Source organism: Rhodococcus sp. NPDC056743, from assembly GCF_042790355.1.
Taxonomy (GTDB): domain Bacteria; phylum Actinomycetota; class Actinomycetes; order Mycobacteriales; family Mycobacteriaceae; genus Rhodococcus_F.
Genome location: NZ_JBHTZI010000007.1, coordinates 197,516 through 217,101 on the forward strand (window position 1 = coordinate 197,516; position 19,586 = coordinate 217,101).

The window sequence follows — 19,586 nt, forward strand, 5'->3', positions numbered from 1 at the left end:
CCCGCGTAATCTCAGCTACGTGGCCCTCATACACAGCGCGACACTGAATCCGTCGAAGATCGACCTACTCAGGGCGTGGGTGCCTGAGCAACCGTGGGTCGGATCCGCCGATACGTCGAGTCTCGATCACATTGACGCGTACCGCTTCGATGATCCGGACGGCGAGGTCGGCATCGAGACCCATCTGCTCCGCACGGCGGACGGCTCCGTTCTCCAGGTTCCGCTCACGTACCGAGGCGCTCCACTCGCCGGCGCGGAAGCCTTCCTGATCTCCACCATGGACCATTCCGTCCTGGGCGAGCGGTGGGTCTACGACGCGTGCTGCGACCCTGCGTATGTCCTCGCACTGGCAACGACCATCCGCTCCGGGGGAACGGAAGCGGCACTGGAGTTCGCGAATCCCGGCAGCGCCAGGGCGGTCACAACACACGTGGTTGGCAGCGGATCCGGCGAGGTTCCGGCGATCGATGCGGTGACGTGCTCGGCGGTGACGTGCTCGACAGTGGATTCGGAGACCACGATCACGTCCGGTCCGTTGGAGTTGACGGTGGTCAGGGTGGTCGACGCCGCAGCGGAGTTGGGCGGTCTCACCCTGACCGGTACGTGGCCCGGCCAGGCTGATCCTGCCTTGCTTGCATCGCTGCAGATCGGTTAGTGCGAACCTTCGATGATTCCGGGCATCGCGTCGTAGTCGAAGACGCGAGCATGGAGAACCACACGATTTCGCAGCGCTGAACGCACCGCCCGGTGCAGGCCGTCTTCGAGATACAGGGTGCCCTTCCACTGGACGGCATGCGGAAAGAGATCGCCGTAGAACGTGGAGTCCTCCGACAGCAGGCGGTCGAGTTCGAGGACCTTGGTGGTGGTCACGATCTCGTCGAGCCGGACCTGACGCGGCGGAAATTTGGACCAGTCACGAAGGGACAGTCCGTGGTCGGGATACGGCTTGCCGTCCATAACGCCCTTGAAAATCATGACTCCACAGTAAGGGCAACACCCGAGACTGGCGCTCGGGCGATTAGACTGCCAGTTGAGATCAGTGCACAGAGCGCAGGAAACGGAGGTCGCAACTATGTCGAGTACCGACGACAGGCGATTCGAGGTCCTGCGGGCGATCGTCGCGGATTACGTTTCCACGCAGGATCCGGTCGGGTCGAAGGCTCTGGTCGAGCGTCACAATCTTGGCGTGTCGAGCGCCACCGTGCGCAATGACATGGCGTTTCTCGAAGCCGAGGGCTACATCGCCCAGCCTCACACCAGTTCGGGGCGCGTGCCGACAGACAAGGGATATCGCGAGTTCGTCGACCGCATCGCGGACGTCAAACCGCTGTCCGGACCTGAGCGCCGAGCCATTCTGGAATTTCTGGAATCCGGCGTAGACCTCGACGACGTGCTGCGGCGCGGTGTGCGTCTGCTGGCCCAATTGACCCGGCAGGTAGCCGTGGTTCAGTACCCGACGCTGTCGGCGTCGTCGGTCCGTCATCTCGAAGTGGTGGCGTTGACCCCGGCGAGGCTGCTGCTTGTTCTCATCACCGACTCCGGGCGAGTCGATCAGCGCATCGTCGAGTTGGGCGACGTCCTCGTGGACGAGGATCTGTCCAGGTTGCGTGCACTGCTGGGCGGCGCGCTGGAAGGCAAGCGCCTGGCCGCCGCGTCCATCGCCGTCTCCGAACTGGCCGACGAGGCTCCCGACGATCTGCGCGACGCCGTTGTCCGGTCCGCGACGATCCTGGTCGAGACACTGGTCGAGCATCCCGAGGAGCGTCTCGTGCTCGGCGGAACGGCCAACCTGACGCGTAATGCCTCCGACTTCTCCGGGCTGGCTGGATTCCCGGGCTCGTTGCGGGCGGTGCTCGAAGCGCTCGAAGAGCAGGTTGTGGTGCTGAAACTGCTGGCCTCGACCCAGAACGCCGGGATGGTGACCGTCCGGATCGGTGAAGAAACTCAGGTCGAGCAAATGCGCGGCACCTCCGTGATTTCGACGGGCTACGGTGCGGCCGGTACCGTTTTCGGTGGTGTCGGTGTGCTCGGTCCCACTCGGATGGACTATCCGGGAACAATTGCATCGGTTGCCGCCGTTGCCAGATACATCGGCGAAGTCCTCTCCGAACGATGACGTGCGTCGGTACCAGCCCACGCGCCTCTTCGTGAGGTACGAGGAAAACTAGAAGCAAGAGAAGGACGAGAGAAAAAACGTGGCACGGGATTACTACGGATTGCTCGGCGTCGACAAGAACGCGACCGACCAGGAACTCAAGCGCGCATACCGCAAACTGGCTCGCGAACTGCACCCTGACGTCAACCCCGACGAGGCAGCGCAGGCCCGGTTCAAGGAGATCTCGACGGCGTACGAGGTTCTCACCGATCCGGAGAAGCGTCGCATCGTGGACCTCGGCGGCGATCCCCTCGAATCCGGTGGAGGCGGCGGTGGCGGCTTCGGCGGTGGATTCGGCGGCGGTGGCCTCGGCGACGTCTTCGAGGCGTTCTTCGGCGGCGGCGGTGGCGCGGGCCGTGGACCTCGCGGACGAGTGCAGCCCGGTGCCGATTCCCTGCTGCGTACCAAACTGACTCTCGAAGAATGTGCGACGGGCGTCAGCAAGCACGTGACCGTCGAGACCGCGATTCTGTGTGACAGTTGCACAGGCGCCGGCACGAACGGTGATTCCAAGCCAGTCCGTTGTGAGACGTGTAACGGGGCCGGTGAAGTGCAGTCGGTCCAGCGTTCGTTCCTCGGTCAGGTCATGACCTCACGTCCGTGCCCCACGTGCCGCGGCGCCGGCGAGACCATCCCGGATCCCTGCCACAAGTGTGGTGGCGACGGCCGCGTGCGTGCAAAGCGTGACATCACCGTGAAGGTTCCGGCAGGTGTTGCCGGCGGCATGCGTATCCGCCTGACCGCGCAGGGTGAGGTCGGCCCCGGCGGCGGACATCCCGGCGATCTGTACGTCGAGATCGTCGAGCAGCAGCACGAGGTCTTCGTCCGCGACGGCGAAGATCTGCACTGCACCATTCGCGTCCCCATGGTTGATGCGGCACTGGGTACGACGGTTACCGTCGACACCATCATCGACGGACCCAAGGAAATCTCCATCGAACCAGGAACTCAGCCCGGTCACGTCGCTGTCCTGCGTGGACACGGTATGCCGAAGTTGCGGTCCGGTACTCGCGGCGATCTCCACGCTCACCTCGAAGTGGTCATCCCGAGTCGTCTCGACAACAAGCAGTCCAAGTTGCTCAAGGAATTCAAGCTGCTCCGCGATCGTGACGAGGCCGAAGTTGTCTCCACCGCTTCGCAGAACAGTGGCGGATTGTTCTCGCGTCTTCGCGAAGCATTCAGCGGCCGCTGACGGTGGCTGCGACGGTCTTTTTCCTCGACCCCGTTCCGGGTGTCGGGGAGACTGCAGTTCTGGACGGTCCGGAGGGTCGCCATGCGGCGACCGTCCGCCGGATCGGTGTCGGTGAGCGGCTTGTGTTGGCCGATGGCCGTGGACGCGTCGCCGACGCCGAGGTGACCAGCGCCGGGAAAGATCGCCTGGAACTTCTGGTCAGTGACGTACAGGTACTCGAGCAGCCGAAGCCGCTGGTGACCCTCGTTCAGGCATTGCCGAAGGCCGAACGTTCCGAGTTGGCTGTCGAGCTGGCAACCGAGGCCGGTGTCGACGCCGTCATTCCCTGGCAGTCACTGCGATGCGTCGCCAAATGGGAGGGCGCGAAGCTCACCAAGGGTGTCGCTCGTTGGCGCAGCGCCGCTGTGTCGGCGGCCAAGCAGTCGCGTCGGGCATTCGTTCCGGAGATCGCCGAACTGCACAAGACCACGGCTGTGGTTGCGCTGGTTCGCGACGCCGTGGCCCGAGGCGCCGTCGTCGCCGTTCTGCACGAGTCCGCGACGACGCCGTTGGCCGCACTGCCACTCGCCGGCGCTGACGAGGTGTTCCTCGTTGTCGGACCCGAAGGTGGGCTCGACGACTCGGAGATCGCAGCGCTCTCGGCGGCCGGCGCAACTCCGGTTCTGCTCGGCCCGACTGTTCTGCGGACGTCGACGGCCGGTGCAGTTGCATTGGGGGCTATCGGTGTCCTGACCGATCGCTGGGGACCACGACCACTGCACTGAGCGTGTGATCTTCAAGCCGTGTGATTTTCAAGCCGATTGAGACCTTGCGCTCAGCGAAGTGTCAGCCAGGAGCACTATCGTTGAAATCGCCCGGCGGCATTCCGCGGGTTCGTTCGGAAATCTCAGGAGGAATGATGCGCTCACGTGCGCATAAGCGAGTTGCCGTCGCGGTGGCTGCCGTCGCGGCAATGATGCTGGCTGCGGGGTGCACCGTATCCACCGACGACAAGGCCGATCCGGCCGCGAGTGCTGTTGCCACCACGGCGGCCAGTGTCGCTGTCATCTCCGTGTCTCCTGCAGAAGGTGGCACTCCGATCAATCCGCTCGACCCCATCACCGTCGAGGTCGCCAAGGGCACCTTGACGAGCGTCACCCTCACCAATCCGGAGGGTAAGGACGTCTCCGGAATCATCACCCCGGACAAGACCGCGTGGAAGCCGAGTGAACCACTCGGCTACGGCAAGTCCTATGACCTTACTGTCGATGCGGTCGACGCGAATGGTGTTGCCACAACCAAGAACACGACGCTCACAACCGTCGCGCCGAGCAATCAGACGCGTGCGTACATCAACACCACCGGCGGCGCGTCCATCTCCGAGGGTGGCACGTACGGCGTCGGCACCGTCGTCGCGGTTCACTTCGACGAATCGATCGGCGACAAAGCCGCTGCCGAGAAGTCGCTGGTGGTGACGACCAATCCGCCGGTCACCGGATCCTGGTACTGGGTGGACAGTCAGAACGTGCACTGGCGCCCGCAGGAGTACTACACGCCGGGAACCACGGTGTCGGTGAGCGCGAACATCTACGGGAAAGAGTTGGGCAAGGGCCTGTACGGAGAGCAGGACGACACGGTCGCCTTCACGATCGGTGACTCGCACATCTCCATTGCCGACGACAACACCAAGATGGTGACCGTGTACGAAAACGGTCAGGTGATCAAGGAAATGCCGACGTCCATGGGCATGGGCGGAACCGAAACCATCGGCGACACAACACTGTCCTTCTGGACCCAGCCCGGTACGTACACGGTGATGGACAAGGCGAACCCGGTCATCATGGATTCGTCGACGTACGGCCTGCCGATCAACTCGCGCCTCGGGTACAAGGAGTCCATCAACTGGGCGACGCGGATCAGTACCGACGGTATCTACCTGCACGAGTTGGAAAGCACGGTGTGGGCTCAGGGCAACACCGACACGTCGCACGGTTGCCTCAATCTCAGTGCGGCCAATGCCAAGTGGTTCTTCGACTTCGCGCAGCCCGGTGACGTCGTCGAGATCAAGAACACCGGTGGCGCACCGCTCGAGGTGTGGCAGAACGGCGACTGGACCCTGTCGTGGGCCGAGTGGGCCGCAGGCAGCGCGCTCGCCTGAGCTAGGTTTTCCTGGTGCCACGGATCAAGATTGCTTACGGAGCCCACAATCAGCAGTTCGGCCATCTGTACGTTCCCGATACTGCCGACGGACCGGTTCCTGTTGTCATGCAGGTACACGGTGGATTCTGGAGTAGTCAGTACAGCCTGATTCTCGGCACCGCATTTGCCGTCGAACTCGCACGATCCGGTGTGGCGGTGTGGAACATCGAGTACCGCAGACTCGGAGCCGGCGGCGGCTGGCCGGAGATGTCGGCCGACGTGAAAGCTGCGTACGACGCGATTCCCGGGATTGTGGCCGAGGCGTCCGAGGTCGAATTCGATCTGACGCAGGTTCGCCTGCTCGGGCACTCCGCCGGTGGGCACCTCGCCGTTTGGTTGGCGGGGGAGAATGACCTGTTCACCCGGCCGGAACGCGTTGTCGCTCAAGCCGCCGCACTCGATCTGGCGTCGGCGGCCGAGCGTGGTCGACGCATCAGCTACATCGAGGATCTCTTCGGTGTTCCCTTCGAATCCGATCCTGATCTGTATCGCACTGCGTCACCGCAACATCGGTTGCCGATCGGTGTGCCCGTCGTCTGTGTGACGGGCAGCGACGACATGCAAGTGCCGGCCAAAGTCAGTGCCCGGTATGTGACAGCGGCGCAGGCGGCCGGTGATCCCGCGGTCTCGAGAGTGGTCGAGGGCGAGGGGCACGACGCATTTCTCTCGCCCACGACGCAGTCGTGGCGGGTCTCCCGCGAGTTGGTGCTCAACGAAGACCCGCTGGCCCCGATCACGTCAGACTGACACAGGGCCTTCTTGCACAGTGGCCTTCTTGCCCGGCAGGATGAACGCGACGACGATCGCGCCGACTAGCAGTGCGAGGCCGCCTGCCCAACTCGCGGCCGAGATCGCGTCGGCATACGCGGTACCGGCCGCATCGAGCAGCGGCTGGGCCTGAGCTGCGACCAGGGGGTTGCCTGCCAACTCTTCGGTGACCAAGGAAGCGCCGCCGACGGATTCTCCGGACACCTCCAGCGCGTAGGCGGCTTGCTGCGCCAATTCGCCGGTCAGCTCCGGGACCTGCATTCCGCCGATGAAACCCGCAATCGAATCTTTGTAGCTCGCAGCCAGAATCGAGCCGAGGATGGCAATGCCGAGCGATCCGCCGAGTTCGATGGCGGTGTCGTTGAGACCGCCCGCAGCTCCGAGATCGTCTTCGGAGAAGTTGTCCATGATGGCGTCGGTGGCCGGTGGTTCACTGAGACCGATCCCGAGACCGAGCAGGATCAGCGGGACCGCGAACATCCAGTAGCCGGAGTCGCCGTCCACCTGCGTGAGGATGAGGACGCCGATCGCAGCGATGAACATGCCGCCGACGATGGATGCGCGGACACCGATCAGCGGGGTGATCCGGCCACTGACTACTGCGCCGATCGACACGGCAATTGCCAAGGGCAACAGACGAACACCGGTTTCGAGCGCCCCGTATCCGAGAATGAACTGGAATTGCTGCGAGATGTAGTAGATAGCGCCGAAAGCGGCCAGGAAAAGGAGCAGCACCGCCAGAGTTGCGCCGCCGACCACGCGCTGACCGAGCTTACGGACGTCGAGCAGTGGTTGGGGGTGACGCAGTTCCCAGACGACGAACATCGCGAGGCCGACTACGGCGAGCGCTGCTGCGCCGATGGGTCCGGCAGTCCACCCGAAGTGAAAGCCGTTGATGATCGAGTAGACCAGTGCGCCGATGGTGACAACCGACAGCGCGCCGCCGATCCAGTCGATGCGGCCGAGGTGCTCGGCCTTGCTCGGTGGAACCAGGAACACAGCCGCAAGCGCGGCGACCGCGGCGATCGGGACGTTGATCAGGAATGTGGCGCTCCACGAATGACTTTCGAGAATCCAGCCGGCAAGTAAGGGGCCGAGCGCGATCGCGAGACCTGAGGTGGCCGCCCAGGCTGCGATGGCGCGGGAGCGTTCGGATTTCGGGAAGGTCGCGACCAGGAGGGACAGCGTCGCGGGCATGATGATCGCGGCGCCGACGCCCATGATCATGCGCGCTGCGATGACGGCGTTGGTGGTGTCGGCGATGCTGCCGAAGACTGCGCCCGCGGCGAAGACAGCGAGTCCGGCGAGGAGGGCCCCGCGGCGGCTGTACTTGTCGCCGATCACGCCGAACAGCAACATCAGCGCAGCGTAGGGGACGGTGTAGCCGTCGATGACCCATTGAAGTTGTGTGCTGGTGAGTCCGAGGTCGCGCGTCATATCCGGTGCCGCGACGATCAGCGCAGTGTTTGCCATGACGGCGATCAGCAGGCTCAGACACAACACCCCCAGTGCTGCCCATCGCCGTGAGTACGGCTGGTCCATTTCTGCGACCGGTTTGCTCATGAGAGTTGTCATGGCTCGACTCCGTTTCTGATCAATTTGCACACTGCTGTGTAAGTTAATAACTTGCACAGCATTGTGCAACTATCATTGATTCAGATCACATCGGGAAAGGTGGACAGCGCGTTGACGGAATCGGGAACAGCTGCGCCGGGAACGCGTCAACGTCGCAGTCAGGCGCGGGCGAATCGAAGCCGCATCATCGAAGCGGCGATCACGGCATTCGCGGCCGATCCCGACGCGAGCATGGACGACGTGGCAAAAGCCGCCGGCGTCGTGCGGCGGACCGTGTACGCACATTTCGAGAGCCGCGACGCCCTGATCAACGGCATCGTGGACGAGGCATCCGCTGATCTGGTCGCGGCTTTGAGTCGCGCGGGGGAGCCTCCCGAGAATCCGGAATTGGCAACCGCGGTACTGGCATTGTTGGCCTGGCCGGTGGGAGACAGGTTCCGGGTGCTACTCAGTTTCGCCCGCAAGGAATTGGGTGAGCAGCGCATCCTCGACCTGATGGAACCCGCTCGCGCTTTGAGCATCAGGGTGGTCGAGCAGGGTCAGCGAGAAGGAACCTTCTCGACCTATCTACCGGCTGAAACCTTGGTCGCGATGACCGAATCGGTGACGATCACGCTGTTCGACCAGGCCAACAGCGGGGTAATCACCGACTCGGGAGAGTCCTTTGCGATCGTGTGCCTCGTGCTGGTCGGGATCAGCCCGGAGCGGAGCGCGGAGATCGTCGTGGACGCCTGGAAATGGATCCGAAAGTCGGTGCCGCCCGCTGCGCCCGCGGAATGACAAGGTGCCCGCGGATTAACAAGTGGGCGGTGTCGGACTCGGACGCTAGACTTCGAAGTATCGGAGCCCACGGGTCGAGCGGGCTCTTTCGGACCAGGAAGCAGGCCATATTCTCCACGTGAGTGAACACAGTGAGTTCGGCGGCAACCGTACATCCACCGTTACCGAGCGCGCTCTGCCCGCAGAGCGCACCGTCCGATCGAGTATGGACCTGGCGCCGGAAACCGTGCGTCAACTCCTGGGATCGACGGACGAAAACCTCACCGCGATCGAACGTGAGCTTTCTGCCGATATTCACGTTCGTGGCGGCACCATCACACTGTCCGGAACACCAGCAGACGTTGCTCTCGCAGAACGAGTATTTGCCGAGTTGGCCGTGCTGGCCAGGCGCGGGCAGCCCATCGCCCCCGACGCCGTCCGCAGAACCATCGGCATGCTCACCAACGAGGTCGGGGAGTCGCCAGCCGAGGTGCTCTCGCTTGACATTCTGTCGCGGCGTGGCAAGACCATTCGTCCCAAGACGCTTAACCAGAAGCGCTACGTCGACGCGATCGACGAGAACACCATCGTCTTCGGCATCGGGCCGGCAGGCACCGGCAAAACCTATCTCGCGATGGCCAAGGCCGTGCAGGCCTTGCAGTCCAAGTCGGTCTCCCGCATCATCTTGACCCGTCCGGCCGTCGAGGCCGGCGAGCGGTTGGGATTCCTGCCGGGCACGCTGCACGAGAAAATCGACCCGTATCTGCGCCCGCTTCACGACGCGTTGCACGACATGATGGATCCCGAAGCCATTCCGAAATTGATGGCGGCGGGGGTCATCGAGGTGGCGCCACTGGCGTACATGCGTGGTCGCACACTCAACGATGCCTTCATCATCCTGGACGAGGCGCAGAACACCACGGCCGAACAGATGAAGATGTTCCTCACCAGGCTCGGCTTCGGATCCAAGATCGTCGTCACCGGAGACGTCACGCAGGTCGACCTGCCGGGCGGCGCGCGATCGGGCCTACGGGCGGCATCCGAAATCCTCACGGGCATCAACGATATTCACTTCGCGAAGCTCGACAGCAGCGACGTCGTGCGTCACCGATTGGTCTCCGACATCGTCGACGCCTACGAACGCCACGAAACGGATCGCGACGGAGAGCCCAGGCTTGGCAACCGGGCACAACGCCGCGCTGCACATGCTCATTCACCTCGACGGTAGGCTGAGCGACGCACCAATCCCTACTTTTCCCAGGAAAGAGCGTCGCACATGAGCATCGAGGTCTCGAACGAATCGGGCATGGACATCTCCGAACCGGAGTTGATCAGTGTCGCCCGTTTCGTGATCGCACGGATGGATGTCCATCCGGCGGCCGAGCTGTCGATGGTTCTCGTCGACTCCGCGACGATGGCGGATCTGCACGTCCGGTGGATGGATCTGCCGGGCCCGACCGACGTCATGTCTTTCCCGATGGACGAACTGGAGCCGGGCGGACGCCCGGATTCTCCGGAACCCGGACCGTCGATGCTTGGCGACATCGTCCTGTGTCCGTCGTTCGCTGCTGATCAGGCCGACAAGGCCGGGCATTCACTGGCTCACGAGCTCGCGTTGCTGACGGTTCACGGCGTGCTGCACCTCCTCGGTTACGACCACGCGGAACCCGAAGAGGAGAAGGAGATGTTCGGACTGCAGAACAGCCTCCTCGAAGAGTGGTACGAGGATTTGCGCCGGATCGACCGCGAGGCCGCACTGGCCGAGCGCGATCAGAAACTGCTCGGCAAGACCGGGTTCGTCGACGGCGCAGACCGATAATCGAACAGCCGGGGGATCTGTAGTGAGTAGCGCCATCGCGCTGTTGGTATTAGCCGTTGCGCTTGTCCCGGTCGGTGGATTGTTCGCCGCCGTGGATTCGGCGCTCAACACCATCTCGTCGGCGCGTATCGACGAGATGGCAAAAGAGGAGCGGGCAGGCGCCGAGCGCGTGCAACGCATCCTGACCGACCGCCCGCGATACGTGAATCTCATGGTGCTGCTTCGCATTTTGTGCGAGATCACCGCAACAGTCGTGTTGGCAGGCGCACTCATCGACGTCATGTCGATGGGATGGGCTCTGGCAACCACGGCTGCTGTCATGGTGCTGGTCTCGTACGTGGTGATCGGTGTCGGGCCGAGAACGCTCGGTCGTCAACATGCGTACTCGATCGCCCTGACGGCGTCGTTGCCGCTGCTGTGGATCGGCGTTCTGCTTGGACCGATCAGCCGCATTCTCATTCTTCTGGGTAATGCGCTGACACCAGGTAAAGGTTTTCGGAACGGACCGTTCGCGTCGGAAATCGAACTGCGCGAACTTGTCGACATGGCACAGGCCCGTGGCGTCGTGGACGACGAAGAGCGTCGGATGATCCAGTCGGTCTTCGACCTCGGTGACACCACCGCGCGTGAGGTGATGGTGCCGCGTACCGACATGGTGTGGATCGAGAACGACAAGAGCGCCGGACAGGCGACGTCGTTGGCGGTGCGTAGCGGACACTCGCGACTACCGGTGATCGGTGAGAACGTCGACGACGTTCTTGGCGTCGTGTACCTCAAGGATCTAGTGAAGCAGACGTACCACCTGCCCGACGGCGGCCGTAGCGTCAATGTCTGCGACATCATGCGTCCCGCGGTGTTCGTTCCGGATTCGAAGCCGCTCGACAGCCTCCTCTCCGAGATGCAGCGCGACCGCAACCACATGGCGATCCTCGTCGACGAGTACGGCGGAATTGCCGGCCTCGCAACCATCGAGGACGTCATCGAGGAAATCGTCGGTGAGATCGCGGACGAATACGACGAAGACGAGACGCCACCCGTCGAAGATCTCGGGGACGGGATGTTCCGAGTCTCGGCGCGCCTGCCCATCGAGGACCTCGGGGAATTGTTCGACCTGGAGCTCGAGAACGACGAAGTCGAGACCGTCGGCGGGTTGATCGGTTACGTGCTCGGCCGGGTGCCGCTACCCGGATCCGAGGTGGAGTACGACGGTTTGATCCTGCGCGGTGAGGGCACCAACACCGGCCGTGGACGCGTACGCATCAGCACGGTTTTCGTGCAGCGTGCGCCTCGCTCGGAAGACGAAGCGGCAGAAGACAACGATGACTGAGCGAGATGACTGAGCGAGATGACTGAGCGAGACGTTCAAGAGGAGCAGGTATGAGTAACAAGGAATTCCGGTCGGGGTTCGTGTGTTTCGTGGGTCGGCCCAATACGGGTAAGTCCACGTTGACCAACGCGCTGGTCGGCAGCAAGATCGCCATCACGTCCTCGCGTCCGCAAACGACACGCCACACGATCCGCGGCATCGTGCACCGCGAGAATTCCCAGTTGATCCTGGTGGACACACCGGGTCTGCACAAGCCGCGCACGCTGCTCGGCCAGCGCCTCAACGATTTGGTTCGCGACACCTACTCCGAGGTCGACGTCATCTGCCTGTGTATTCCGGCCGACGAGCCCATCGGTCCCGGCGATCGCTGGATTGTGCAGCAGGTCCGTCAGATGGCACCCAAGACCACATTGGTCGGCATTGTCACCAAGATCGACAAGGTCAGCCGCGACGCCGTCGGCAAGCAATTGCTGGCACTGTCCACACTGCTCGGACCCGAGTGCGAGGTTGTGCCGGTGTCCGCGCAGTCCGGCGAGCAGGTCGAAATTCTGGTCGACGTGCTGTCCGGGCTGATGGACGAGGGCCCGGCCTTCTATCCCGACGGCGAACTGACGGACGAGCCCGAAGAGGTGCTCATGGCCGAACTCATCCGTGAGGCCGCACTCGAGGGCCTCGGCGAGGAATTGCCGCACTCCCTCGCCGTGGTGATCGAAGAGGTGATTCCGCGCGAGGGACGCACCGAGAAGCAGGGCGAGATGCTCGACGTCCACGCTCTGCTGTACGTCGAGCGGCCCAGCCAGAAGGGCATCGTCATCGGCAAGGGCGGAGCACGCCTCCGGGAAGTCGGCACCACCGCACGCCTGCAGATCGAGAAGCTCCTCGGTGTGCGGATCTTCCTCGAGTTGCACGTGAAGGTGGCCAAGGACTGGCAGCGCGACCCGAAGCAGTTGGGCCGGCTGGGGTTCTAGGGCGCAGCACCTTTCAGGACCAACAGGATCGACGACGCGACATCCGCGTTGTCGATCCCTGTTGCCAGGCGCCGCAATTGCAGGCCAACGATCATCGCGACCAAGTACGACGCGACGGACTCCGGATCAGGCGCCCCGAGAGCAGTCAGCACAGCGACAGCCAACGTGTCGTAGGAGGCAAAACACTCCGCCGCTATCTCGTGGAGTTCATGATCGCGGCCCGCAGCGATGAACATTTCGAACGGTGCTATCCGCTCGACGACAAAGGCAATGTCCTGCGCGATGCCTTCCGTGGCGGCCGCGGCATCGTCGACGCTCAAATCCTGGTTGCGGTACTGGTCGACGAGTTCGAGAATGCGAGCAGACTCCTCGGTGGCAAACCGGGACAGTGCAGCCCGGAGCATGTCCGACTGGCTCGGAAAGTGATACGTGACGGAGCCGAGCGATACCCCGGCCTCGGATGCGATACGACGGTTACTCACGCCGGAGATGCCTTCGGCGGCAACGATGTGAAGTACCGCGTCGAGGATGCTTGTTCGGATGTCTGCTGCGGCCATTCGGCTCACCACCACTGCTGAGGACGACTCTGATCCCAGCGGAGCACCGACTCCAGTTGCGATGCGAGTGAAACCAACAGCGGCTCGGTGCTCTCGCCACCCATCAATTGTGCTCCGATCGGCAGTCCGGCGCTGCTGAATCCCGCTGGGACGTTGATCGATGGCCAGCCGAGGACATTCCACGGCCACGCATACGGGCAGGCCGCGGTCATGACCTTGTCGGTTTCCCATCCGCCGATGCCGTCGATAGCGGTGACCGGGATCGGCGGAGTCGCCGTGGTGGGGGCGAGAACAACGTCGTACTTGTCGAAGATCGCGCCGATGCGCCGGCGCATTCGGGGCTCGGCTGCCCGGGCGGCGCGCAACGGCGCCCCACGAAGTAGCTTGCCGCTCTGTGCATTTCCGCGAGTTCGAGGATCTGCCAGCGCCGGGTCGGGGAGTCGCCCGAGCCAATCATGCACACCGGCGAGTGAGCGTGGCAGGAAGTTCAGGCCGAAGACCAGTCCGTAGGCCGGATCGTCCACGACGACGCGATGGCCGAGGCTGCGCAGGGTGTCGGCGACGGAATAGACGGCCCGCCGCACTTCGGGATCGAGTGTGACGGGTGTGGCGGTGAAGGGATTACGCAGGGAGAGAGCGATGTTCAGCTTTCCGGGGTCGTCACCGACAGCGTCGCTGACGGTGACCGGCGCCGGCGTGTGCAGATCGCCGTCATGGTTTCCGGCTGCCACGTCGAGGAGGAGCGCGGCGTCGGCGACCGTGCGTGCGAGTGGTCCGTTGACGGTCAGGCCGTAGAAGGCTTCGGCGTCGGGCCACGTGGAGATGCGTCCGCGCTGCGGTTTGATACCGACCAGATTGGTCCAGGCCGCCGGTATCCGGATCGACCCGGCTCCGTCGGAACCGATTCCGGCGCTGACCAATCCGGCTGAAACCGCAGCTGCCGTACCGCCGGACGAGCCGCCGGGCGTGTGCTCACGCGACCACGGATTGCGGGTGTACCCGAAGGCGCTACCGCTGGTGAGCGGCCATTGACCCAGTTCCGGGCTGTTGGTCTTTCCGACGATCACGGCGCCGGCGGCTCGCAGCCGTCGGACCATTTCGGAGTCTTCCGTCTTGGCGGGGAAGTCGCCCGGGCAACCGAATGCTGTGGGTTCGCCGGTGATGTCGACGTCGTCCTTGACCGCGATGGGTACGCCGAGGAGTGGGAGTCGTTCGCCGCGGGCAAGCCGGCGATCCGCGTCGGCGGCTTCCTCGAGGGCGCGCTGACGGCGAACGATCTTGAATGCGTTGAGTGTCGGCTGATCTGCATCGATGCGGTCGAGTGCCTCGGTCGTGGCTGTGACGGACGACGAAGCGCCGGACGCCAAGCCGGCTACCTGATCGATCAAGGTAGGGGCATGACGCAGTTCCGTGTGCGGTCTCGGCGGCATAGAACTCCTTTATCCGGAACTGGTCGAGCGACCGATCAGCAACGCATTTCAGTATCGACGACGGTGGTGGGTGCGTCAAGATCCCGTCAAGACGCCTGTTCGGTGTGTAAACGGATCGTCAGAGAGCGTCAAAGCGGACCTTTTCAGGTCAAAGCTGGGAGAGCGCTCCTAGTGCGTCATGGCTGCGATGAACTGCAGCACGGTTTTTGATGTCGAAGAGGGAAGCTCATGGCCGACGTGGCCTACGTTGCTCTGATTCTTGGTGGTTTTCTCGTGTGCGCGCTGGTTCTTCGCGCCCTAGCGGCGAGCGCTCCCAAATGACCGTCGCCGGCATTGTCAGCGTCGTGCTGATTGCCGTGGCCGCGGCCTTGGTCGTGTATCTCCTTGTTGCACTCGTAGATCCTGAGAGGTTCTGATGTCGCCCGCTCTGGCAGCCGGACTGCAGATAGCATTTGTCCTGGTCGTGCTGGCGATCGCGTACGTCCCCGTTGGCGATTACATGGCTCGGGTGTACACCTCGGCCCGTGATCTGCGGGTGGAGAGCGTGATCTACCGCGTCGGCCGGATCGATTCGCGAGCCGAGCAGACGTGGTACGGCTATGCCGCCAGTGTCCTGGGATTCTCCTTGGCCAGCGCATTGTTCCTGTACTTCCTGCAGCGGTTCCAGGGTGTACTGCCGCTCAGTGACGGGCTGTCAGGGGTAAGCCCTGCTGTCGCCTTCAATACGGCGATTTCCTTTGTGGCCAATACGAACTGGCAGTCTTACACGCCGGAAACGACGATGAGCAATGTCGTTCAGCCGCTGGGATTGGCTGTTCAGAACTTTGTATCCGCCGCTGTCGGTATGGCCGTGGCGATTGCACTCGTGCGCGGCTTCATCAGGGTGGCGAGGGCCGGTGAGATCGGCAACTTCTGGGTCGACCTGACTCGCGGTTCTCTGCGTATCCTTCTCCCGTTCTCCTTCGTGATCGCACTGATTCTGTTGAGCCAGGGCGTGATCCAGTCGTTCCACAACGGATTCGCCTCCACCGGTCTCGACGGCAATTCCGTGACCAATGCGCTTGCTCCTGTCGCGTCTCAGGAAGCGATCAAAGAACTCGGCACCAACGGCGGCGGCATCCTGGCCGCCAATTCGGCGCACCCCTTCGAGAACCCCACGCCGCTGAGCAACATCGTCGAAATTCTTGCGATCCTCCTGATTCCGGTGTGTCTGACACGGACCTTCGGAACAATGGTCGGTGACCGGCGCCAGGGACTGACCCTGCTCGCCGTGATGGGGCTGCTGTGGAGCGGCTTGCTGGCCGTCACTCTGGCCGCTGAATCGGGCGCCCGCGGTGTCGCGGCGACAGCAGCAGGTTCGATGATGGAAGGCAAGGAAGTCCGCTTCGGGATTCCCGGTTCGGCGCTGTTCGCGGTATCCACGACCGGAACCTCCACCGGCGCAGTCAACTCCGCACACGACAGCATGTCGCCGTTGGGCGGCGGCGCGGTCCTACTCAACATGTTGCTCGGAGAAATCGCTCCCGGCGGCGTCGGAACCGGTCTGTACGGGATCCTGGTCCTGGCACTGATCGCCGTGTTTGTCGGCGGACTCCTGGTTGGCCGCACACCCGAGTATCTCGGCAAGAAACTCGGCCGCCGCGAAATCACCCTCGCCGCCCTCTCGATTCTGGTCATGCCCGCGCTGGTTCTCATCGGCACCGGCATCACGGTGATACTCGGGTCGACCTTGGGGTATCAAGGAAACGGCGGAGATCCGGGAACTCCGGGGTCCATTCACGGCTTCAGTGAAGTGCTCTACGCCTTCGCTTCGGCGTCGAACAACAACGGCAGCGCTTTCGGAGGTTTGACCGTCACGAGTGACTGGTTCCAGTCCTCGCTCGGTATCGCCATGTTGCTGGGACGATTCCTACCCATCATCTTCGTTCTCGCCTTGGCGGGAGCGCTGGCCTCGCAGAAGAAGGTGGCGCCTACCGTCGGCACCTTGCCCACCTCGGGTCCGATGTTCACCGGACTCCTCACCGGCACCGTAGTCCTGGTTGCCGCACTGACATTCTTCCCGGCTCTCGCGCTGGGACCCATCGCGGAGGCGCTCCAATGATCCTGAATACCGAAGAGAAACCCGTGGTGGTGGACAGCACCCCGGACGCCGGTCAGTCCAGTCACGTCAAGGCCGGCGCCTTCAACCCGCGGCAGATGATCACGGCGCTGCCGGGTGCCGTACGCAAGCTCGACCCGCGGCATCTGGCGCGCAACCCGGTGATGTTCGTAGTGTTTGTCGGGTCCGTCATCACGACGGTCATGGCCGTGGCCGAACCGTCCGTGTTCTCCTGGGTGATCACACTCTGGCTCTGGTTCACGGTGATCTTTGCCAACCTCGCCGAATCCGTGGCAGAGGGGCGAGGCAAAGCGCAAGCCGCCAGCCTGCGAAAGGTCAAGCAGGACACCACTGCCCATCGCATTACGCAGAGCGGTGCTATCGAGGTGGTATCCGGCACCGACCTCGTTGTCGGTGATCGGGTCATCGTGGTGGCGGGGGAGGTCATCCCCGGCGACGGCGATGTCGTCGAAGGTATCGCGTCCGTCGACGAGTCCGCCATCACGGGGGAATCCGCTCCCGTGGTGCGTGAATCCGGAGGCGACAGGTGCGCCGTCACCGGAGGTACGACAGTACTGTCCGACCGTATCGTCGTGGAGATCACGGCGGCACCGGGACAGTCGTTCGTCGACCGCATGATTGCGTTGGTCGAGGGGGCGTCGCGTCAGAAGACACCGAACGAGATCGCGCTCAACATCCTGCTCGCGTCGCTCACGGTGATCTTCCTGCTCGCGGTGGTTGCAATCGGCCCGATGGGTCTGTACGCCGGGCACGAGCAGGATCCGATCAAGTTGATCGCCCTGCTGGTGTGCCTCATCCCGACCACGATCGGTGCGCTTCTGTCGGCCATCGGTATCGCCGGGATGGACCGTCTGGTGCAGCGCAACGTGCTTGCCATGTCCGGACGCGCCGTCGAAGCTGCCGGCGACATCGACACCCTGTTGATGGACAAGACCGGAACCATCACGTTCGGTAATCGCCGGGCAACGGCACTGCACCCCGCTCCGGGTGTCTCGGCGCTCGAACTTGCTGCCGCAGCACGGTTGTCGAGCCTGGCAGACGGAACACCCGAGGGCCGCAGCATCGTCGAACTGTGCGCTACGCAATTCGGTTCGGGGATCGAACCGACAGCGGACGAGAACCGGGCAGAGTTCGTTCCGTTCACAGCGCAGACGCGCATGAGCGGCCTGGACCTGCCGGGGCGTGAGATCCGAAAAGGCGCAGCCGATGCCGTGATGGGCTGGATCGCGCGAAGCGGCGGAACTGCCGACGTTGCCGTCACCGACGCCGTGAACGAGATAGCCCAAGCGGGCGGAACACCACTCGTCGTAGCGGCAAAAGAGGACGAGAAGGCAACGGTTCTGGGGGTCATCGCACTCTCGGACGTCGTCAAACCCGGTATGGCGGAGCGGTTTGCGGAACTGCGAGCCATGGGCATCCGGACGATCATGATCACCGGAGACAATCCGTTGACCGCCAAGGCCATTGCGGACGAAGCCGGGGTGGACGATTTCCTGGCGGAAGCCACTCCGGAAGACAAGCTTGCACTGATCCGGAAGGAGCAGGAGGGTGGTCGCCTCGTGGCGATGACCGGCGACGGTACCAATGATGCTCCGGCCCTGGCGCAATCGGACGTCGGCGTTGCGATGAACACCGGTACGTCGGCGGCCAAAGAGGCCGGGAACATGGTGGATCTCGATTCCGATCCCACCAAGCTGATCGAAATCGTCGAGATCGGCAAGCAGTTGCTGATCACTCGCGGCGCCTTGACCACGTTCTCGCTGGCAAACGACCTCGCGAAGTATTTTGCGATCCTGCCGGCCCTGTTCAGCGGTATCTATCCGCAGTTGGATGCGCTGAACATCATGCGACTGGCCACTCCCGAGTCGGCGATCGTCTCGGCCGTGATCTTCAATGCGCTGGTCATCATCGCGTTGATTCCGCTGTCCCTCAAGGGTGTCCGCTACCGGCCGTCGACGGCGTCGGCGCTGCTCGGCCGAAATCTGCTCGTATACGGGCTCGGCGGTGTGGTCACGCCGTTCATCGGTATCTGGCTGATCGATCTTGTTGTTCGTTTGATTCCCGGAATTGGGTGACCTGCTATGCGTTTCAGTATCGGTTTTGCCAAACAGGTGTGGGCGGGCCTTCTTGTTCTGCTGTCGCTCACCGTGGTTCTCGGCGTGATCTATCCCGCCGCGGTGTGGGGAGTGGGCCGGATCAGTTCCGGTTCCGCTGAGGGATCACCCGTGACCGACGCGGCCGGATGCGTCGTCGGAAGTGCGTGGGTAGGCGTCGATCCGCAGGTACCGGAGGGAGCGCGCGATCCGTTCTTCCACAACCGGGTTGTGGGATCGGTCTCGGACGAGGATCCGTTTGCGACGGGTGATCCTGCCGCTGCGCTGCCGTCGAATCAGGGTCCCAGCAGCGAGATTCTTGCCGACTTCATCGATGCGCGTCGGGCCGCGATCGCGGATCGTGAGGGTGTGGAGCCGTCCGCTGTCCCGGTCGACGCCGTCACCGGTTCGGGCTCGGGCATCGATCCGCACATCAGCCCGGCCTACGCTCTGCTGCAGGTGCCCCGGGTTGCCGCGATCAACGGGATATCCGAAGACGCGGTACGGGAATTGGTGAGTGAGAATACCGACGGGCGGCAACTCGGGTTCCTCGGTGAAGAGCGCGTCAACGTCCTCGCGCTGAATCTGGCTCTCGGTTTGACGGCGCCTACGTGTGCCACGTCGCCTGCTGGTGGATGATTGTCAC

The 19,586-nt window shown here is 63.4% G+C and carries 19 protein-coding genes; 15 read left to right on the forward strand and 4 right to left on the reverse strand.

Going from position 1 to position 19,586, the window contains the following annotated elements:
• The first annotated feature begins 19 nt into the window (after nucleotides 1–19).
• Nucleotides 20–655 carry a hypothetical protein gene (locus ACFRFQ_RS17510; protein WP_378660061.1) on the forward strand — a complete coding sequence of 212 codons (636 nt, stop codon included), beginning with the start codon at nucleotides 20–22 and terminating at the stop codon, nucleotides 653–655.
• On the opposite strand, the gene ACFRFQ_RS17515 is transcribed toward ACFRFQ_RS17510, so the two are convergent.
• Entirely contained in the window at nucleotides 652–975 is a 324-nt protein-coding gene (locus tag ACFRFQ_RS17515) for a type II toxin-antitoxin system VapB family antitoxin (protein ID WP_033232977.1), read from the reverse strand. The two genes, ACFRFQ_RS17510 and ACFRFQ_RS17515, sit on opposite strands and share 4 nt — an antisense overlap.
• A 97-nt stretch (nucleotides 976–1,072) precedes the next feature.
• Between ACFRFQ_RS17515 and hrcA the strand changes: the two genes are divergently transcribed.
• From hrcA to ACFRFQ_RS17540, 5 genes are all read left to right on the forward strand, one after another.
• Nucleotides 1,073–2,116 carry a heat-inducible transcriptional repressor HrcA gene (gene hrcA, locus ACFRFQ_RS17520; protein WP_033232979.1) on the forward strand — a complete coding sequence of 348 codons (1,044 nt, stop codon included), beginning with the start codon at nucleotides 1,073–1,075 and terminating at the stop codon, nucleotides 2,114–2,116.
• Between the two features lie 79 nt (nucleotides 2,117–2,195).
• Nucleotides 2,196–3,347, forward strand: coding sequence for a molecular chaperone DnaJ (gene dnaJ, locus ACFRFQ_RS17525; RefSeq protein ID WP_378660065.1), 1,152 nt, complete (start codon nucleotides 2,196–2,198; stop codon nucleotides 3,345–3,347).
• Nucleotides 3,348–3,349: 2 nt separating this feature from the next.
• Complete coding sequence (locus tag ACFRFQ_RS17530) at nucleotides 3,350–4,111, forward strand: 16S rRNA (uracil(1498)-N(3))-methyltransferase (RefSeq protein ID WP_378660068.1); 762 nt, start codon at nucleotides 3,350–3,352, stop codon at nucleotides 4,109–4,111.
• A gap of 134 nt (nucleotides 4,112–4,245) precedes the next feature.
• Nucleotides 4,246–5,484, forward strand: a complete 1,239-nt coding sequence (locus ACFRFQ_RS17535; RefSeq protein ID WP_378660612.1) for an Ig-like domain-containing protein — start codon at nucleotides 4,246–4,248, stop codon at nucleotides 5,482–5,484.
• Nucleotides 5,485–5,498: 14 nt separating this feature from the next.
• On the forward strand, nucleotides 5,499–6,272 hold the full coding sequence (locus tag ACFRFQ_RS17540) for an alpha/beta hydrolase (protein WP_378660070.1): 774 nt from the start codon (nucleotides 5,499–5,501) through the stop codon (nucleotides 6,270–6,272).
• Here the strand turns inward: ACFRFQ_RS17540 and ACFRFQ_RS17545 are convergent.
• The gene (locus ACFRFQ_RS17545; protein WP_378660073.1) at nucleotides 6,264–7,868 is read right to left on the reverse strand and encodes an MFS transporter; all 1,605 of its coding nucleotides are present in this window, start codon (nucleotides 7,866–7,868) and stop codon (nucleotides 6,264–6,266) included. The two genes, ACFRFQ_RS17540 and ACFRFQ_RS17545, sit on opposite strands and share 9 nt — an antisense overlap.
• A gap of 99 nt (nucleotides 7,869–7,967) precedes the next feature.
• On the opposite strand from ACFRFQ_RS17545, the gene ACFRFQ_RS17550 reads away from it, so the two are divergent.
• The 5 genes from ACFRFQ_RS17550 to era all read left to right on the forward strand — a co-directional run bounded on the left by ACFRFQ_RS17550 (nucleotide 7,968) and on the right by era (nucleotide 12,741).
• Complete coding sequence (locus tag ACFRFQ_RS17550) at nucleotides 7,968–8,648, forward strand: TetR/AcrR family transcriptional regulator (protein ID WP_378660076.1); 681 nt, start codon at nucleotides 7,968–7,970, stop codon at nucleotides 8,646–8,648.
• A gap of 118 nt (nucleotides 8,649–8,766) precedes the next feature.
• A complete protein-coding gene (locus ACFRFQ_RS17555; RefSeq protein ID WP_378660079.1) occupies nucleotides 8,767–9,855 on the forward strand; it encodes a PhoH family protein in 1,089 nt (362 codons plus the stop codon).
• A gap of 48 nt (nucleotides 9,856–9,903) precedes the next feature.
• Nucleotides 9,904–10,446 carry an rRNA maturation RNase YbeY gene (gene ybeY / locus ACFRFQ_RS17560; RefSeq protein WP_138872899.1) on the forward strand — a complete coding sequence of 181 codons (543 nt, stop codon included), beginning with the start codon at nucleotides 9,904–9,906 and terminating at the stop codon, nucleotides 10,444–10,446.
• Between the two features lie 22 nt (nucleotides 10,447–10,468).
• The gene (locus ACFRFQ_RS17565; protein WP_138872900.1) at nucleotides 10,469–11,773 is read left to right on the forward strand and encodes a hemolysin family protein; all 1,305 of its coding nucleotides are present in this window, start codon (nucleotides 10,469–10,471) and stop codon (nucleotides 11,771–11,773) included.
• A 50-nt stretch (nucleotides 11,774–11,823) separates the two neighbouring features.
• Complete coding sequence (gene era, locus ACFRFQ_RS17570; protein ID WP_378660084.1) at nucleotides 11,824–12,741, forward strand: GTPase Era; 918 nt, start codon at nucleotides 11,824–11,826, stop codon at nucleotides 12,739–12,741.
• Here the strand turns inward: era and ACFRFQ_RS17575 are convergent.
• Entirely contained in the window at nucleotides 12,738–13,298 is a 561-nt protein-coding gene (locus ACFRFQ_RS17575; RefSeq protein WP_378660087.1) for a TetR/AcrR family transcriptional regulator, read from the reverse strand. The two genes, era and ACFRFQ_RS17575, sit on opposite strands and share 4 nt — an antisense overlap.
• A 5-nt stretch (nucleotides 13,299–13,303) precedes the next feature.
• Nucleotides 13,304–14,728 carry an amidase gene (locus tag ACFRFQ_RS17580; protein WP_378660090.1) on the reverse strand — a complete coding sequence of 475 codons (1,425 nt, stop codon included), beginning with the start codon at nucleotides 14,726–14,728 and terminating at the stop codon, nucleotides 13,304–13,306.
• A 317-nt stretch (nucleotides 14,729–15,045) separates the two neighbouring features.
• Here ACFRFQ_RS17580 and kdpF point away from each other — a divergent pair, with 317 nt between their 5' ends.
• Genes kdpF through ACFRFQ_RS17600 form a run of 4 tightly spaced genes read left to right on the forward strand, consistent with a single transcriptional unit; the run spans nucleotide 15,046 to nucleotide 19,579 of the window.
• Nucleotides 15,046–15,144, forward strand: coding sequence for a K(+)-transporting ATPase subunit F (gene kdpF, locus ACFRFQ_RS17585; RefSeq protein ID WP_116102890.1), 99 nt, complete (start codon nucleotides 15,046–15,048; stop codon nucleotides 15,142–15,144).
• Entirely contained in the window at nucleotides 15,144–16,829 is a 1,686-nt protein-coding gene (kdpA, locus tag ACFRFQ_RS17590; RefSeq protein WP_378660094.1) for a potassium-transporting ATPase subunit KdpA, read from the forward strand. Before kdpF ends, kdpA begins: the two co-directional genes overlap by 1 nt.
• Nucleotides 16,826–18,922: a potassium-transporting ATPase subunit KdpB gene (gene kdpB / locus ACFRFQ_RS17595; protein WP_378660097.1), complete on the forward strand. Its 2,097-nt coding sequence runs from the start codon at nucleotides 16,826–16,828 to the stop codon at nucleotides 18,920–18,922. The genes kdpA and kdpB overlap by 4 nt, the downstream gene beginning before the upstream one ends.
• Before the next feature lie 6 nt (nucleotides 18,923–18,928).
• A complete protein-coding gene (locus ACFRFQ_RS17600; protein ID WP_378660100.1) occupies nucleotides 18,929–19,579 on the forward strand; it encodes a potassium-transporting ATPase subunit C in 651 nt (216 codons plus the stop codon).
• The last annotated feature ends 7 nt before the right edge of the window (nucleotides 19,580–19,586 follow it).